This is a genomic window from Ensifer sp. BR816, assembly GCF_000378985.1.
In the GTDB taxonomy this organism is placed as follows: Bacteria; Pseudomonadota; Alphaproteobacteria; order Rhizobiales; family Rhizobiaceae; genus Sinorhizobium.
This window is the reverse complement of sequence record NZ_KB905370.1, coordinates 5,631,776-5,647,403: the sequence shown is the minus strand read 5'-3', so window position 1 is coordinate 5,647,403 and position 15,628 is coordinate 5,631,776. Positions and strand designations below refer to the sequence as shown.

16 protein-coding genes and 2 tRNA genes are annotated in these 15,628 nt (G+C 60.8%); 14 read left to right on the top strand and 4 right to left on the bottom strand.

Annotation, left to right across the window (positions count from 1 at the left end):
* The first annotated feature begins 4 nt into the window (after positions 1 to 4).
* The 4 genes from RHIBR816_RS0127260 to RHIBR816_RS35340 all read left to right on the top strand — a co-directional run bounded on the left by RHIBR816_RS0127260 (position 5) and on the right by RHIBR816_RS35340 (position 3,966).
* A tRNA-Cys gene (locus RHIBR816_RS0127260) sits at positions 5 to 78 on the top strand.
* A 304-nt stretch (positions 79 to 382) separates the two neighbouring features.
* Complete coding sequence (locus RHIBR816_RS0127255; RefSeq protein ID WP_018239749.1) at positions 383 to 1,399, top strand: glycosyltransferase family 2 protein; 1,017 nt, start codon at positions 383 to 385, stop codon at positions 1,397 to 1,399.
* Positions 1,392 to 2,090, top strand: coding sequence for a class I SAM-dependent methyltransferase (locus RHIBR816_RS0127250; protein ID WP_026187479.1), 699 nt, complete (start codon positions 1,392 to 1,394; stop codon positions 2,088 to 2,090). Before RHIBR816_RS0127255 ends, RHIBR816_RS0127250 begins: the two co-directional genes overlap by 8 nt.
* Positions 2,053 to 3,966, top strand: a complete 1,914-nt coding sequence (locus tag RHIBR816_RS35340; RefSeq protein WP_245262743.1) for a GtrA family protein — start codon at positions 2,053 to 2,055, stop codon at positions 3,964 to 3,966. The genes RHIBR816_RS0127250 and RHIBR816_RS35340 overlap by 38 nt, the downstream gene beginning before the upstream one ends.
* 183 nt (positions 3,967 to 4,149) lie before the next feature.
* On the opposite strand, the gene RHIBR816_RS38535 is transcribed toward RHIBR816_RS35340, so the two are convergent.
* A complete protein-coding gene (locus tag RHIBR816_RS38535) occupies positions 4,150 to 4,440 on the bottom strand; it encodes a hypothetical protein (RefSeq protein ID WP_026187478.1) in 291 nt (96 codons plus the stop codon).
* A gap of 141 nt (positions 4,441 to 4,581) precedes the next feature.
* Here RHIBR816_RS38535 and RHIBR816_RS0127235 point away from each other — a divergent pair.
* The 3 genes from RHIBR816_RS0127235 to RHIBR816_RS0127225 all read left to right on the top strand — a co-directional run bounded on the left by RHIBR816_RS0127235 (position 4,582) and on the right by RHIBR816_RS0127225 (position 5,419).
* Positions 4,582 to 4,656 (top strand) — tRNA-Asn (locus RHIBR816_RS0127235).
* A gap of 83 nt (positions 4,657 to 4,739) precedes the next feature.
* Complete coding sequence (locus RHIBR816_RS0127230; protein ID WP_018239745.1) at positions 4,740 to 5,096, top strand: SMR family transporter; 357 nt, start codon at positions 4,740 to 4,742, stop codon at positions 5,094 to 5,096.
* On the top strand, positions 5,093 to 5,419 hold the full coding sequence (locus RHIBR816_RS0127225; protein WP_018239744.1) for an SMR family transporter: 327 nt from the start codon (positions 5,093 to 5,095) through the stop codon (positions 5,417 to 5,419). The genes RHIBR816_RS0127230 and RHIBR816_RS0127225 overlap by 4 nt, the downstream gene beginning before the upstream one ends.
* Here the strand turns inward: RHIBR816_RS0127225 and RHIBR816_RS0127220 are convergent.
* Complete coding sequence (locus RHIBR816_RS0127220) at positions 5,407 to 6,255, bottom strand: SDR family oxidoreductase (protein WP_026187477.1); 849 nt, start codon at positions 6,253 to 6,255, stop codon at positions 5,407 to 5,409. The two genes, RHIBR816_RS0127225 and RHIBR816_RS0127220, sit on opposite strands and share 13 nt — an antisense overlap.
* Before the next feature lie 315 nt (positions 6,256 to 6,570).
* Here RHIBR816_RS0127220 and RHIBR816_RS0127210 point away from each other — a divergent pair, with 315 nt between their 5' ends.
* The 5 genes from RHIBR816_RS0127210 (at position 6,571) to RHIBR816_RS0127190 (ending at position 10,374) form a co-directional block, all read left to right on the top strand.
* Positions 6,571 to 7,611 (top strand): cysteine synthase A, encoded by a 1,041-nt coding sequence (locus RHIBR816_RS0127210; protein ID WP_018239741.1) that lies wholly within the window; start codon positions 6,571 to 6,573, stop codon positions 7,609 to 7,611.
* An 8-nt stretch (positions 7,612 to 7,619) separates the two neighbouring features.
* Positions 7,620 to 8,369 carry an alanyl-tRNA editing protein gene (locus tag RHIBR816_RS0127205; RefSeq protein WP_018239740.1) on the top strand — a complete coding sequence of 250 codons (750 nt, stop codon included), beginning with the start codon at positions 7,620 to 7,622 and terminating at the stop codon, positions 8,367 to 8,369.
* Between the two features lie 18 nt (positions 8,370 to 8,387).
* Positions 8,388 to 9,251 (top strand): 3-mercaptopyruvate sulfurtransferase, encoded by an 864-nt coding sequence (gene sseA, locus RHIBR816_RS0127200; protein ID WP_018239739.1) that lies wholly within the window; start codon positions 8,388 to 8,390, stop codon positions 9,249 to 9,251.
* Between the two features lie 5 nt (positions 9,252 to 9,256).
* Positions 9,257 to 9,820: a GNAT family N-acetyltransferase gene (locus RHIBR816_RS0127195; RefSeq protein ID WP_018239738.1), complete on the top strand. Its 564-nt coding sequence runs from the start codon at positions 9,257 to 9,259 to the stop codon at positions 9,818 to 9,820.
* An 86-nt stretch (positions 9,821 to 9,906) separates the two neighbouring features.
* Entirely contained in the window at positions 9,907 to 10,374 is a 468-nt protein-coding gene (locus tag RHIBR816_RS0127190) for a DUF1203 domain-containing protein (protein ID WP_018239737.1), read from the top strand.
* 44 nt (positions 10,375 to 10,418) lie between these two features.
* Here the strand turns inward: RHIBR816_RS0127190 and ald are convergent, their stop codons facing one another.
* A complete protein-coding gene (gene ald / locus RHIBR816_RS0127185; RefSeq protein WP_018239736.1) occupies positions 10,419 to 11,537 on the bottom strand; it encodes an alanine dehydrogenase in 1,119 nt (372 codons plus the stop codon).
* 155 nt (positions 11,538 to 11,692) lie between these two features.
* Here ald and RHIBR816_RS0127180 point away from each other — a divergent pair, with 155 nt between their 5' ends.
* Positions 11,693 to 12,154, top strand: coding sequence for an Lrp/AsnC family transcriptional regulator (locus RHIBR816_RS0127180; RefSeq protein WP_018239735.1), 462 nt, complete (start codon positions 11,693 to 11,695; stop codon positions 12,152 to 12,154).
* A gap of 12 nt (positions 12,155 to 12,166) precedes the next feature.
* Here the strand turns inward: RHIBR816_RS0127180 and RHIBR816_RS0127175 are convergent, their stop codons facing one another.
* Positions 12,167 to 13,414, bottom strand: coding sequence for a GGDEF domain-containing protein (locus RHIBR816_RS0127175; RefSeq protein WP_018239734.1), 1,248 nt, complete (start codon positions 13,412 to 13,414; stop codon positions 12,167 to 12,169).
* 223 nt (positions 13,415 to 13,637) lie between these two features.
* Between RHIBR816_RS0127175 and RHIBR816_RS0127170 the strand changes: the two genes are divergently transcribed.
* Complete coding sequence (locus RHIBR816_RS0127170; RefSeq protein WP_018239733.1) at positions 13,638 to 15,620, top strand: bifunctional 2',3'-cyclic-nucleotide 2'-phosphodiesterase/3'-nucleotidase; 1,983 nt, start codon at positions 13,638 to 13,640, stop codon at positions 15,618 to 15,620.
* Positions 15,621 to 15,628 lie beyond the last annotated feature (8 nt).

Here is a 15,628-nt window from a genome sequence, read left to right as displayed (position 1 = left end):
GAGAGGCCTCGTGGCGGAGTGGTGACGCAGAGGACTGCAAATCCTTGTACCCCGGTTCAATTCCGGGCGAGGCCTCCAATATCTTTCTTGCATGATTTCAAGGCGCTAGCAGCTTTCGATTCGCTGCTTTTCGATTAACCACGTCGCGCCGTGCTGTAACGAATTCCGTTGATTTTCGATGGATACAGCAGAAGAGCGGCGACTCCATGCGACATGACCATAATGCCCAGCGTCGTCGTGGGTTGCGCGCCTCGGGCGTTAGGCAGCAACGCTTGTGCAACACTCGCTTTAGTAGCCCGTTTGGGCAGCGGGCCTAATCCTTGACTGCAACCTGCGCTGTGCCACCCTACGCGCTCTCGGTTGTATTGCGTAGGGGACGGCAATGGCGTCGATCGTACATATTGCAGATGGGCTCGATTTAGCGCTTTCGGTGGTGGTGCCATGCTACAACGAAGACGCTGGCATCGATGAGCTCTATCGCCGAGTATCGACGGCATGCGAGCAGCAAGGTCAGACCTACGAAATCGTGCTGATTAACGATGGTTCCTCAGATGCCACTTGCGCGAGGATATTTGCCCTGGCCGATGCCGACCATCATGTCGTTGGGATCGATCTTGCCCGAAACTACGGTCACCAGATTGCCTTGAGCGCCGGGCTCGAGCTTTGCCGCGGCGCCAGGATTCTCATTCTCGATGCCGACCTTCAGGACCCGCCCGAACTATTGGGCCCGATGATGGCGAAAATGGACGAAGGGTATGATGTCGTCTACGGACTGCGCGAGGAACGAGATGGGGAGAGCTGGTTCAAGCTCGCAACAGCATCGTTGTTCTACCGTCTCCTCGGCCGTCTCTCTAGCGTCGGAATCCCTGCGAACACGGGCGATTTTCGCCTGATGAACAGGCGAACCCTCAATCATCTGAACGCAATGCCGGAGCGCTACCGGTTCATTCGCGGGATGGTTAGCTGGATTGGACTCCGGCAGTGTGCGTTCCCCTATCGGCGGCACAGTCGGTTTGCGGGGAAAACCCACTACCCACTGCGGAAGATGTTGATCTTAGCAATCGATGCAATGACCAGCTTTTCTGTCGCACCGCTGCGGTTCGCATCTCATTTCGGCCTCGCCTTCGGCCTGCTCGGTATGGCTACGCTGGTCTACACGCTGGTCGCGTGGGGCCTCGGCCAGGTGTTGCCGGGCTGGACCAGCCTTGCTTCTATCATGCTCATACTGGGCAGCGTTCAATTGCTGGTGCTGGGCATCTTCGGTGAATACCTCGGCCGAATGTATATGGAAGCAAAACGGCGACCGTTGTTCATCATTAGCGAAATCGTATCCCGGACAAGAATCGAAACCGGGCATGGTCACTGGCAGGACACGCAGAAGGGACCTGCACATGGATGAGGCGGAATTCGATCGCTTTGCCGACGAGTACTATCAGCAGCACGCAGCCAGCATACGCTTAAGTGGCGAAGCGCCCGAGTACTTTCATCAGTACAAGGTCGACGATGTAGCTGCGACGCTTGCGGCCGCTGGGGCTATGCCCCGGCGCATTTTGGACTTTGGAGCTGGGGTGGGCAATTCGCTAGGCCCCATGAGGATGGCGTTTCCCACAGCAGAGATCGTTCTCCTTGATCCCTCTGCGAGGTCCCTGGACATAGCGCGTGCGCGTCATCCGGGACAGGGAAATTTCCACCACTTCGACGGCGGCCAAATTCCGTTCGAGGATGGTGCGTTCGATCTCGTTTTCGCGGCTTGCGTTTTCCACCACATACCGGGCGGGCTCCACGTACCTTTGCTGGCAGAAATCCGCCGCGTGATGAGCCGAGGGGCCAGTCTCTTTGTGTTCGAGCACAACCCGCTCAACCCTTTGACAAGGAAGGCAGTTCGTGACTGCCCCTTCGACGAAAGCGCTGTTCTGATATCGGCCAGTGGTATGAAAGCCCGCCTGCGCGATGCCGGGCTGCCGGACTGCTGGATTACTTATCGCATCTTTTTTCCGCGGTTCCTTGGCGCCCTAAGGGCACTGGAGCCCATGCTTCGGGGAATTCCTCTTGGTGCACAATACTACGCCCATGCCATCAGGCGCGGCTGAACGCCTGCAGGCTTTTCGCTTTGTCGTGGTTGGGCTGTTGAATACAGGTTTCGGCTACGCAGTCATCCTGGCCGGTCTGTTTGCCGGGCTCGGCGATATGATGGCCAACGCTCTCGGCTATATTTCAGGACTGATTATGAGCTTCGCCCTTAATAGCCGCTGGACCTTTCGCGCGTCCGCTTCGCCTGCCGCGTTTGCGCGATACTTTGCCGTGTTCCTGGTCTGCTTCGGCGTTAACCTAGGGATCGTGCTCGCCGCCCGGCAACTGGGTTTCGTGGACAATCCACTCGTGCATCTTTCCGGTATCTCGGCCTATGCTATCCTGTTCTATCTCGGAGCGGCCCGGTTTGTTTTCGGGCAAGACAAGCCGCGCAGCCCGTCCGCGAGAGACAACTGGCCAGAGCTTGCCATGCTCACGGCTCTTGTCGCTGCATATGTGTTGCTGTGGAACATCCCCGTATCGCACGACGTGATTTGGCAGATGTGGATTGCCCGCCAGATGCTCGGCGGAGCAACTCTCTACAAAGACATTCTGGAACTTAATCCCCCTCTCTGGTTTTGGATGGCGCTTCCCATCGAGTGGGTCGCTGTGAAGCTCGGCGTGAGCGCGAAAACGGCAATTGTAACCGCCGTCTTCGGTTACCTTGCTTTCGCCATCGCCCTTCTTGGCCGGCTGTTGACGGATTGGGCACCTTACCGCCGGGCACTCCTTTTGGTCGCCTCATTTCTCGCAGTAACGCTGATTGGGGTATCGGATTTCGCGCAGCGCGAGCATCTCGCACTGATCGCGGCAGTTCCATACACCGTCCTTATTGCTCGCCGAGCGGATGGCCGGAAACCGGATTGGCCTCTGGCCCTCCTCGTCGGATGTTTCGCCACCATAGGGTTGGCTCTGAAGCACTACTTTGCGCTTGTACCCATTCTTCTGGAGCTGTGGCTGTTGGCGAAAACCGGGAGAAAATGGCGGCCGTTGAGACCGGAGGCTATTGCCATGGGTGCCGCGGCAATCCTCTACGCTATAGCTGTGGTGACGCTGGCGCCAAACTACCTGCAAACCATCGTCCCTATGCTGACGAACGCATACTTCGGCTATGAATCGTGCTGGATTGTAGTGTTACTAAAGCCAGCCGTTTTGTGGTGGGCACTTGCATTGGCAGTGTTTTTTGCCCCTTGGCCGCAACGTAACTCCTGCAGCGTCGCCGCAGTGCTATCTGCCATGGGATTTGCACTTTCCTATTTTGCACAGCAAAAGGGCTGGCGGTACCACGCCATTCCAGCAACCGGCATGCTCGTCATAGCCCTCGCCGCGTTGTTGGAGCCTCATCGCTCCCGGGTCAGCGTTTTCCGAAATGTTGCTCTCGTTTTTACCATGTCTGTGCCGCTGGCAATGTTCGCCTTTATCGGCCCATATAGGAATTCCGCCGAAGGGGCCGTCTCCCAGTTGCTGCAACCCGTGCGTCGTGGAAGCGTGGTGATGATGATCACCGCAAACCCGAGCAGAATATGGCCCATGGTCGATGATTGGGGTTATATGTGGCCGTCGCGCCATTTTGCCCTCTGGATGCTAACAGCATTCAGCCAAGACATCGAAAAGAGTGGCGAACTATCTCCGAAGCTGACGGAAATGGCCGTTCTCGTGCGCAGCCAGACAGTCTTCGACCTCAATTGCAACCCTCCAGATATAATCATCGTGGACAACCTCGAGCGTTCCAAGGCGAGCGGTCTCGAACCAATCAGTTTTCTCTCCGAAGATCGGGCGTTTGGCGCTTTCTTCGCCAATTACACCAAGGGCCCCTCGATCGAAAGATTCACGTCCTACTTCAAGTCAGCGAAGTGGCAACCTTCCCAGCCGAGGGATTGCAGAACGATTTTCTAAGAATATCGTTAGGCGCCGATCGCTCCTGTTGATCTGCCAATCTTGCGAACGGCGCGTCATGACGACGGATTTCTATAGACACCTCCCCTGCGCTGATGACGGCAATGAACTGGCCGACGCAGCGAGCGCGCTCCTTACTGGATACGGGTGCGACCACAGCTGAAAAACATTTGAAACAATTCCCTATTTTCCCGAAGAATTCTCCGGCCCACGCCGGCGGGCCCACCATACTGCGAGCTTGCGACGCGCTCGCCGCACCGCCGGAATGTCATGCGAGAGGACCAGAAGTCCGAGTGGAACCATCCAGAAGCCGAGAACCGGCAGAAAACCGAGCAGGCCGCAGACTACGAGCAACGAGCCTATCAAGACGCGCAAGACCGGCGAGTCGGGCAAGGGGATTCGCAACTTGCCGAGCACGATTTGACGCGTTTGCGGATCAATGCCGAAATACCTCTTCTTGTCGCCGGTCGCCATCATGCCTCTTTCAATCAACTTCCCAACAGTTGGTGCTTTCTCCACAGCCCCGCAACCGCGGCCGACGATTTTTTTTGAAAAACCGCTTGGCAAATCGAGAAAGCATTTGTATTAGCAGCCTCACTTCTGCGGCGCAGATGATCCCTGGTAGCTCAGCGGTAGAGCACTCGACTGTTAATCGATAGGTCGCCGGTTCGAATCCGGCCCGGGGAGCCAGTTTCGAAAGAGCCATTCGCGGCAAACGCCCGAATGGCTCTTTTCGTTTCTCATCTCGACCGATTTTTTCATGAAGGTTCCTCATGCGCTTGGCATGGCTATTCCTGGTGCTCGCGATCGCGACCGAAGTGGTCGGTCTCACCGTCATGAAGGCAGCCATGGCGTCGGGTGCCTATACCGGCCACGCAATCATGTATGCCTCGATCGCCCTCTCCTACGTCCTCCTGGCAAGGGCGGTGAAGACGATCCCGGTCGGCGTCGCCTATGCGATCTGGGAAGGCTCCGGGGTCGCCCTCATCACCCTGGTCTCCGTGTTCGTCTTCGATCACGTGCTGACCGGCCGTGAGATGCTCGGCCTTTCGATGGCGGTGGCGGGCATTTTGCTCGTCAACGCCGGCAAGTCCGACGACGAAGAGACGGCAGCGGAGGCAATGGCATGAGCGCGCCCGGTCTCTCCTTCGGCTTCGCGGTAATGGCCGGCATCCTCGACGTCGCGGCGAACCTCGCCTCGACGAAGTCGAACGGGTTCGCCAAGCGCGGCTGGGGCCTGCTTTCGATCCTACTGGTGCTCGCGGCCTTCGCCCTGCTCGCTGAAGCCGTCAGGGGCATGGAACTTGCCGTCGCCTATGCCGTGCTCGGCGGCACCGGTATCTTCGGCACGGCGATCTCAGGCCGGCTCTTCTTCGGGCAGAAGCTGAAGCCGATCGGCTGGATCGGCCTCATGCTCGTCTTCGGCGCAGTGCTGGTGCTTCATACCGCCTGACGCGGCCGCTTGCCGGACGGAGACTGCTTGGGCCTAGGTGCCGCGCCACGCGGCCCCTGACCGGCCAACATCCAGTCGAGGAGCGCGAAATAGGCGCTGTAAGGCAGGAGCCGAAGCAATTTGGCGGCGTAGGTGAAGCGTTTCGGAAAGTTGATCTCGAAAGCTCTCGACTTCAGCCCCCGGCATATCCACGCCGCCGCCTCGTCGGCGCTGACAAGGGCGAGGCGCGGAAAATTGCTGTTCACCGTGCCGCGCGTCGCGACGAAGCCGGGACAGATCAGCTGCAGCCGGATGCCGATCCGGTCGAGGTCGAATTTCAGGCTCTCGGTCATGTTGATCAGCGCCGCCTTGGTGGCGCCGTAGGCCGCGCTCCGCGGCAGGCCGCCATAGCCCGCCACCGACGACATGATGGCGATCTGTCCATGACCGTTCGCCTTCATGTGCTCGACCAGGGGCACGAGGCAATTGACGACGCCATGCAGATTGACCGCGAAGCTCCTGTCGAATGCTTCAAGGTGAAGGTCGTCGCCGCGCACGGGGATGGCAACGCCGGCGTTAAGGATCGCGAGCGCCACCCGGCCGTGCTCGTACTCGATCGCCGTCAGCAGCCGCTCCATGTCGTGCGGATCGGTGACGTCTCCGTCCAGCACGACGATTTTCCCGGGCCCTTCGGCCTCATGCTGAAGAGCGACCAGCTTCTCGTGGCTGCGCGCCGTGACGACAACCGAATAGCCTTCCTCGACCAGTCGCAGCGCAACGGCGCGCCCTATCCCGGAGCTTGCTCCTGTTACCCAGGCCCATCCATGATCGGGCCGGGCCGTAAACGCAGTCATCATTTCGTCCTCGCGCGTCGATCGGGAAGCCCGCGCTTCCCGAAAGGCTCGGCACGTCCGAGCCGGTTGCCTCTCCGACGGCAAATCCTGCCTGCACCTTTCGCTTTCCGCGCGCCGAACTGGCAGCGGAGACGATTTTTGCCCGCGACAGGAAAGCGGCGAAACGCTATTTCTTGCCTGTTGAACAGACTGAGCCGAAAACACGCCAATATTTCGGCGATCCTGCTCTTAAACCAAATGTTTATCGCTTGCCGTTCGTCGAGGTTAATGCTTGGCTGAGGCCCGGCGTTCGTTCCGTCCAGCGTGAGGTTTTCCAACATGAGTGTCTATCCGTCCGTGCTCGAAGCCATTGGCAATACGCCGTTGATCAGGCTCAATGCCGTTTCCGAGGCCACCGGTTGCACCATCCTCGGCAAGGCGGAATTCCTCAATCCCGGGCAGTCGGTGAAGGACCGGGCAGCACTCTGGATCATTCGCGAGGCCGAGAAGGCCGGCCAGTTGCGCCCTGGCGGCGTGATCGTCGAAGGAACGGCCGGCAACACCGGCATCGGGCTGGCGGTCGTCGGCAGCGCGCTCGGCTATCGTACCGTCATCGTGATCCCCGAAACGCAGAGCCAGGAAAAGAAGGACGCGTTGCGGTTGCTCGGCGCCGAGTTGGTCGAGGTTCCCGCGGTGCCCTACAAGAACCCCAACAACTACGTGAAGGTTTCCGGGCGGCTGGCGGCCGAACTCGCCAAGACCGATCCGAACGGTGCCATCTGGGCGAACCAGTTCGACAACGTCGCGAACCGCGAGGCGCATGTGCAGACGACCGCGCCGGAAATCTGGCGCGACACCGACGGCAAGGTCGACGGCTTCATCTGCGCCGTCGGTTCGGGCGGAACGCTTGCCGGCGTGGCGCAGGGATTGCGCGCCAAGAACCCCGCGGTCAAGATCGGCATTGCCGATCCGGAAGGCGCGGCACTTTTCAACTACTATGCCCATGGCGAGCTGAAGGCGAGCGGCAGCTCGATCACCGAGGGCATCGGCCAAGGCCGCGTCACTGCCAATCTCGAAGGCTTCACGCCCGATTTCGCCTACCAGATTCCCGATTCGGAGGCCGTACCCTACGTCTTCGACCTCATCGAAAGGGAAGGCCTCTGCGTCGGCGGGTCTACCGGCATCAATATTGCCGGTGCGGTTCGACTGGCCCGCGAGCTCGGACCCGGACATACGATCGTGACGATCCTCTGCGACTATGGTAACCGCTATCAGTCGAAGCTCTTCAATCCGGACTTCCTTGCCTCGAAAAGCCTGCCGGTCCCAGCCTGGCTGAACAGAAGTTCGAACATCACCGTTCCATACGAACCAGTCGGATAGCCTTTGCGATGACCAGCACCGTGACCGCCCTCTTCCGTGAGGATTTCTACCTCTCGACCTGCGAAGCAAGCGTCACGGCAGTCCTAGAAGACGGCGGGATCGAGCTCGACCAGACCTGTTTCTATGCGACGTCCGGCGGCCAACCCGGCGACACCGGCTTCTTCGAGCGGGAAGACGGCAGCCGTATTCCGATCGTGGACACGCGGCATGGCGCGACCAAGGAAGTCATCGTGCATGTCCCGGCCGATCAACAAGCACCACTGACGGTGGGCGAGAAGCTTGTTCTTCACGTCGACTGGCCGCGCCGCTACCGGCTGATGCGCATGCACACGGCATGCCACCTGCTCTCGGTCGTCTGCCCCTACCCTGTCACGGGCGCCGCAGTCGGCGAGGAAGAGAGCCGTGTCGATTTCGACATGAGCGAGACGATCGACAAGGACGAGGTGACGGCGGCCCTGATGAAGCTCGTCGAGGAGAATCACCCGGTCTATGTCCAATGGATCACGGACGAGGAACTTGCCGCCAATCCGGGAATCGTCAAATCCAAGAATGTCCGCCCGCCCGTCGGCATGGGGCGGGTGAGCCTCGTGTGCATCGGCGACAACTCTTCGGTCGACAGCCAGCCTTGCGGCGGCACGCACGTTTCGGAGACGCAGGAAGTCGGCGCTATTCACATCGCCAAGATCGAGAAGAAGGGTAAGGAGAACCGGCGCTTCCGTATCCGTTTCGGAACACCGGAAGACCGTGCTGCCCCTTGAATCCATGGAGGAACGACAATGATCAACGAGAACAACAAGAAAAGCGCCTTCGTCGTTTCCGCAGACTGGCTCGAGCAGCACCTCAGCGACCCCAAGGTCAAGATCGTCGATGCCGCCTGGTACCTGCCGGCGCAAAAGCGTGACCCCAAGGCGGAATACAAAACGGCGCATATTCCCGGAGCGATCTTCTTTGACCAGGACGCGATCGCCGACCAGACAAGCGGGTTGCCACATACCCTGCCCTCACCGGCTGCTTTCGCCGAAGCCGTCGGGGCCATGGGTATCGGCGAGGACGACACCATTGTCGTCTATGACGGACCCGGCATCTTCACCGCCCCCCGGGTCTGGTGGATGTTCCGCGTCATGGGTGCGACCAATGTCTTCGTCCTTGACGGCGGCATGGACGGCTGGAAGGCGGAGGGAAGACCGACGACCGCCGAGGTCCCGAGCCCCGCGCCGCGCACCTTCCATGCAAGGTTCGACGCGAAAGCCGTCACGTCCTTCGAGCGGATGAAGGAGACCGTCGAGAACCGCCTTGCCCAGATCGCCGATGCGCGTAGCGCCGGACGCTTCAGCGGAGAAGAAGCGGAGCCTCGCGCGGGCATGCGATCGGGTCACATGCCCGGCGCCAGAAGCCTTCCCTCCGGCGTCTTTTCCGAAGGCGGCAAGCTCAAGAGCCTCGAGGCGTTGCGCCAGGCCTTCGCAAATGCCGGCGTCGACCTGTCCAAGCCGGTCGTCACGACCTGCGGGTCCGGCGTGACCGCCGCAATCATCACGCTTGCGCTTCAATCATTGGGACATACGGACAATACGCTCTATGATGGTTCCTGGTCGGAATGGGGCGGCCGGCCCGATACCCCGGTCGCCATCGGTAGAGAGTGAAAGCCATGCAAGGATCGAAGCCTGGTGCGATCACGGCACATGTGACTGAACTCGAGATGACGTCGCCGCCGAAACAGAGCCTGCCGGTGCCCGTCAATATCCACACCGCGATCCTGCGCGTGTCCGACATTCCGCTTCCCTATTACCGCTTCCTGTATCTGCGCGTCGGCAAGCGCTGGCACTGGGCGGAGCGGCTGCGGATGAGCGACGAAGACCTGGCGACGGTGCTCCACGACAAGAAGACGACCCTGACGGTCCTTTACGTCAATGGTGCGCCCGCCGGCTTCTTCGAACTGCAGCAGCGCGATGGCGACGTCATCGAGCTCACCCATTTCGGCCTCATGGAACATGCGCTCGGCCTTGGCCTCGGCAAATGGTTCCTGCTGCAGACCTTGTTTGCTGCCTGGGCGATGGACCCGCGCAAGGTCACGGTCACGACGAACAGCCTCGACCATCCTCGCGCCCTGCAGCTCTATCAACAGTTCGGCTTTTCCCCGGTCGCGACGCGGCAGGCGATCGTTCGACCTCTGAGCGACGACGAGCTGCTCACCTTCGCGAAGAAGCTCTGAGCAATCTCCTCGGGCAAGTTTCGGGTGTCGCAACCCCACGCAAGGAGCCATTCTTCTCGAAGCTACAAAACGACGAGGAGACGGCAATGAGCCTGCGTTACATCGCGATGCCTGAAATTGATGCGGAACAGCTGCGGCAGGGTGGTCGGGATGCCTACGGCAATCTGCCGGAGCGGCACATCTCTGACGGCGTCGGCGTTCCGTGCCGGCACTGTCTGCGCAATGTCGAGGAGGGGCAGGCCTACCTGATCCTCGCCTACCGGCCCTTTACATCAGCCCAGCCTTACGCAGAAACGGGGCCGATCTTCATGCATGCCGATCAATGCCCGGCGCCGGATGGGTCCTCGGTTCCGCCCATCCTTACATCCAGCAAGGATTACCTGCTTCGTGGATACGGCGCCGACGAGCGCATCGTCTACGGGACGGGCGGTATCGTCGCTGCGGAAATGCTCGAGCAACGGGCGGAAGATTTGCTGGCGCAGCCGGACGTTGCCTATGTGCATGTGCGCTCCGCCAAATACAATTGCTATCAGTGCCGCATAGAGGCGGCCTGAGGGCCGGCCCGGCGGTACAGCGCCGGGCCGGTTGAGCTATCCGCTCAGGCCACGTTGAGCACGCTCTCCGGCGCATGGGAATCATAGCCGAGCGCCTCGGCGACCGGCGCATTCGTCACCCGGCCGCGATGAACGTTCAGGCCCGCCCGCAAATGCCGGTCCTCGGCGATCGCCTTGAGGCCGCGATCGGCAAGCTGAAGGCCGTAATAGAGCGTCGCATTGTTGAGCGCGTGGGCCGAGGTGATCGGCACGGCGCCCGGCATATTGGCGACGCAATAATGCACGATGCCGTCGACCTCATAGGTCGGCTCGGAATGGGTCGTGGCGTGGGAGGTCTCGAAGCAGCCGCCCTGGTCGATCGCGACGTCGACGATCACCGCCCCCTTCTTCATGCCCGACAGCATTTCGCGCGTGACGAGCTTCGGCGCGGCGGCACCCGGGATCAGCACGGCGCCGATCACCAGGTCGGCGGCAAACACTTCCTCCTCCAGCGCGTCGATCGTCGAATAGCGGGTATGAATGCGGCCGTTGAAAATGTCGTCGAGTTGGCGCAGACGCGGGATCGACCGATCGATGATCGAAACGTCGGCACCTAGACCGACGGCCATTTTTGCCGCGTGCAGACCGACGACGCCACCGCCGATGATCGCCACCTTGGCAGGCAACACGCCCGGCACCCCGCCGAGCAGGATGCCACGGCCGCCATTGGCCTTTTGAAGAGAGGTCGCGCCGGCCTGGATGGCGAGACGACCGGCCACTTCGGACATCGGAGCAAGCAGCGGCAAGCCGCCGCGCTCATCCGTTACCGTCTCATAGGCGACCGCGGTCACACCCGAGTTCAGCAATCCCCTCGTCTGCTCGGGATCCGGTGCCAGATGAAGATAAGTGTAGAGAATTTGGCCGTCGCGCAGCTGCGTCCATTCGGAGGGCTGCGGCTCCTTGACCTTGACGACCATGTCCGATTTTTCGAACACTTCCTTGGCCGTCGGGACGATCCTCGCGCCGGCGGCGCGATAGGCGTCGTCATCCGCCCCGATCCCCGCCCCGGCTTTCGTTTCGATGATCACCTCATGGCCGTGGGCGATGTATTCCCGTACCGATCCGGGCGTCAGGCCGACCCTGTATTCATGATTTTTGATTTCCTTCGGGCAACCGACACGCATCTTGCGTTCCTCTCCTGTCTGTGCGCTTGCGCAGCATTGATGATCAGATAAGGAAAACAGATCGCGTCGAGAATGTCCTTGCAAAGACGCGTCCTTCGATGCATGAATTTCGTCGATTATTGCAGATCCTACGATATTTTTGAGGGAATGCACGAATGGGCGCGCTGGATGCCATTGATCGTTCGATTTTGCGGATCCTGCAGCAGGAAGGCAGAATCTCGAACGCCGATCTCGCCGCCAAGGTCGGGCTATCGCCATCCGCCTGCTCGCGGCGGGTCGACATCCTTGAGAAAGACGGCACGATTGCAGGCTACCACGCCCGCATTGCGCACAAGGCGCTCGACTACAAGATCATGGTCATCGTGCACATTTCGCTATCAGGCCAATTCGCCAAGACGCTCGCCGAATTCGAGTCGGCCGTCAAGCTCTGCCCCAACGTGCTGGTCTGCTACCTGATGTCTGGAGAATACGACTACATCCTGCGCGTCGCAGCGCGGGACCTCGAAGACTATGAGCGCATTCACCGCGATTGGCTGTCGGCGCTGCCACACGTGGTGAAGATCAATTCGAGCTTCTCGCTGCGCGAGATCATCGACCGCCCGAATGTCGGGATCTGACGGCCGCGCCGGTCAGCGCCCAACGACGCGGTCGCGGCCGGTGTTCTTGGCCGCATAGAGGCGAATATCCGCCTGCGCCAGCAGTTCGTGAATTCCTGTGCCATCGGCAAGCGTCGCTGATACGCCTATGCTGGTGGTCACCGGGTGACCGTTCGGCGTCTTTACGCCGGCGGAGACGGCGAGCCGTATGTCCTCGGCGCGGGAATGGACACCCGCATAGGGCAGTCCCGGGCAGAGCACGACGAACTCCTCGCCGCCATAGCGGAACAGGCGATCGGCGGGCTGAAGCTTCGCCTTGACCGTTTCGGCCAGTTTCTGCAGCACGCGATCGCCTTCCATGTGGCCGAACTGATCGTTGACGCTCTTGAAGCGGTCGACATCGATCAGCATCAGGCTGAGCGGAGCGCTTTGCTCCGCCGCGTCGCGGATCATCCGCTGCCCCTCGGCCTCGAAGCGGCCACGGTCCAGCGCCCCCGTCAAGGTGTCATGTCCTGAACGCGACAGCAGATCCTCATAGCGCTCGCGGAACGTCAGGTCGTTGAAGACGTCGCCGAGCGGCCGGTCCGAAATCGCCAGGAACGTATGACGCGAGGCATTGAGGTAAAAGCCGATGGCAACGGCATAGAAGGGTGCCGCCAGCATCTTCGCCATCCACCCGCCCCAGAACACGTCCCAGGGCGCACCGTTCACGAAGCGGAGCGCGGCGTAGAAGCCCAACTGGTCGAAGGTCAGCACGACCACGCCGCAGATCAGGAACCGCATGGTAACGAAACGGCGAAACCATCGGCCCAGCTTCTCGTAAAACAGGATGATGATCAGGGAATCGAAATAGAGAAGCGTCGTGCCCCAGACCATCAGCCAGCCCATCTCGTCGATAAAGGCTATGTCGGCGAACCGACCGGGGACGATCGCGACCGTATCATGCCGCCTCAGAAGCAGGCTGAGCGCGACTGTCAGGAAGTTGCCCGCGAGCAATCCGTAAATCGGCTGGCGGACCGTCGCCGCATCCTCCTTCACGTAAAGGAGGAGGATCATCATGAGTTTGCCGGAAAAGAACACGGCTGAGCCCGGAGAAATCACCCCGAACGGCAGTTGAACATAGAAAACGGCGGCAAGGTAAGTCTCGATGAAATGCATGACACCGAGGGCAGCCACGAAGACGCCGAGCCCCAGACGGGCACGCAGGTGCAGAAGCCCGATCATCGATGCGGCATAGACCAAGGCCTCGGCAAGCAGGAGCATGAGATTGGCGTTTGGCATGCGCGAAGGAGACTTCCGTTTTCACTCGACCGTTCCTTAAAGCTAGAAATTGAAGAAAGCTTTACCGGCCTATGAGACGGCGAAAGACAGGCAAGATTCCGCCGCTTGTCGTTCTGCTCCGGTGCGTCATAGTCGCGCGGACAGGTTGCGCTGCCGGCGCACTATTGCCAGCGTCATGCACGTTCTTGATGCGCCCGAACCGGGCTTGGATACGGAGACCGCCATGTCATCGACGACCGCACTGCATCCCATTTCCCGCCGCGCCCTGCTCGGTGGCCTGGCCGCCTCCTCCGCCCTCGTCGTGCTGCATCCCTTCTCCGTCAGGGCCGCCGCCAACCAGGCCCATCTCAGGATCATGGAGACGACCGACCTGCACGTGCATGTGTTCCCCTACGACTATTACGCCGACAAGCCGAACGACACGCTCGGCCTCGCACGCACCGCCTCGATCATCGACGCGATCCGCGCCGAGGCAACGAATGCCGTGCTCGTCGACAATGGCGACTTCCTTCAGGGCAACCCGATGGGCGATTACATCGCCTATAAGCGCGGCATGAAGGAGGGCGACGTCCACCCGATCATCGCGGCGATGAACGTGCTCGGCTACGATTGCGGCACGCTTGGCAACCACGAGTTCAATTACGGCCTGGACTTCATGTTCAATGTGCTGGACGGGGCGACCTTTCCGATCGTCTGCGCCAACCTTACCAAGGGCGCGCTTGCGGCCGGCGCCCGCCAGGACGAGCTCTTCCTCAAGCCTTACGTCATCCTCGACCGAAAGGTGAAGGACGGCGGCGGAGAGGAGCACCCGATCCGCATCGGCCTGATCGGGTTCGTGCCGCCGCAGATCATGACCTGGGACGCCAAGAACCTCGAAGGCAAGGCGAATGCCCGCGACATCGTCAAGGCCGCAGAAGCCTGGGTGCCGCAGATGCGCGAGGAAGGGGCCGATATCGTCATCGCCCTTTCCCACTCCGGCATCGGACAGCAAGCCTATGCCGAAAACCTCGAAAACGCCTCGGTGCCTTTGGCCGCGATCGACGGGATAGACGCCATCGTCACCGGCCACAGCCATCTCGATTTCCCCGGACCGAAGTTCGATGCGATCGCAGGCCTCGACAACAAGACCGGCCTCATCTCCGGCAAACCCGGCGTGATGGGCGGCTTCTGGGGCTCCCATCTCGGCTTGATCGACCTGCTTCTCGAGCGCGATGGCGGCGCATGGCGCGTGATCGGTTCAACGAGCGAAGCACGGCCGATCTATCGGCGCGAGGAGAAGAAGGTCATCGCCGAAGTGGGCGACAAGCCGGAAGTGCTGGCCGCCGCGCAGAAGGACCACGAGGCGACGCTCGCCTATGTCCGAACCCCGGTCGGCAAGACCTCCGCGCCGCTCTACTCCTATTTCGCCCTCGTCGCCGACGATCCCTCGGTGCAGATCGTCAGCCAGGCACAAACCTGGTACATCCGCGACATGCTGAAGGACACCGAGCACAGGGACCTGCCGGTGCTGTCGGCAGCTGCACCCTTCAAGGCCGGCGGACGCGGCGGCGCCGACTACTATACGGATGTTCCGGCCGGCGACATCGCCATCAAGAACGTCGCTGATCTCTACCTTTATCCCAATACCGTGCAGGCGGTCGTCATCACCGGCGAGCAGGTGCGCAACTGGCTCGAAATGTCTGCCGGCATCTTCAACCAGATTACGCCGGGATCGACCGACGCGAACCTGATCAACGGCGACTTCCCGTCCTATAATTTCGACGTGATCGACGGCGTCACCTACCAGATCGATCTTTCTCAGCCGGCCAGATACGACAAGGACGGCAATCTGGTGAACGCCTCGGCAAGCCGCATGCGCGACCTGCAGTTCGACGGCAAGCCGATAGACCCCGCCCAGAAATTCGTCGTGGCGACCAACAACTACCGCGCCGGCGGCGGCGGGCATTTCCCCGAGATCGCGGCCGACAAGGTCGTCTTCGTAGCTCCCGATACCAACCGCGACGTGATCGTGCGCTACATAGTCGAGCAAAAGACGATCAATCCGTCGGCCGACGCCAACTGGAAGTTTTTGCCGCTCAAGGACACCAGCGTCGTCTTCGACAGCAGCCCGAAGGCAAGGCAATTCCTGGCGGACGTCAAGGCCGTCACCGTGGAAGACGCCGGCGACGGTGCTGACGGGTTCGCCCGCTTCCGCATCAGGCTTTAGCGGGAGCA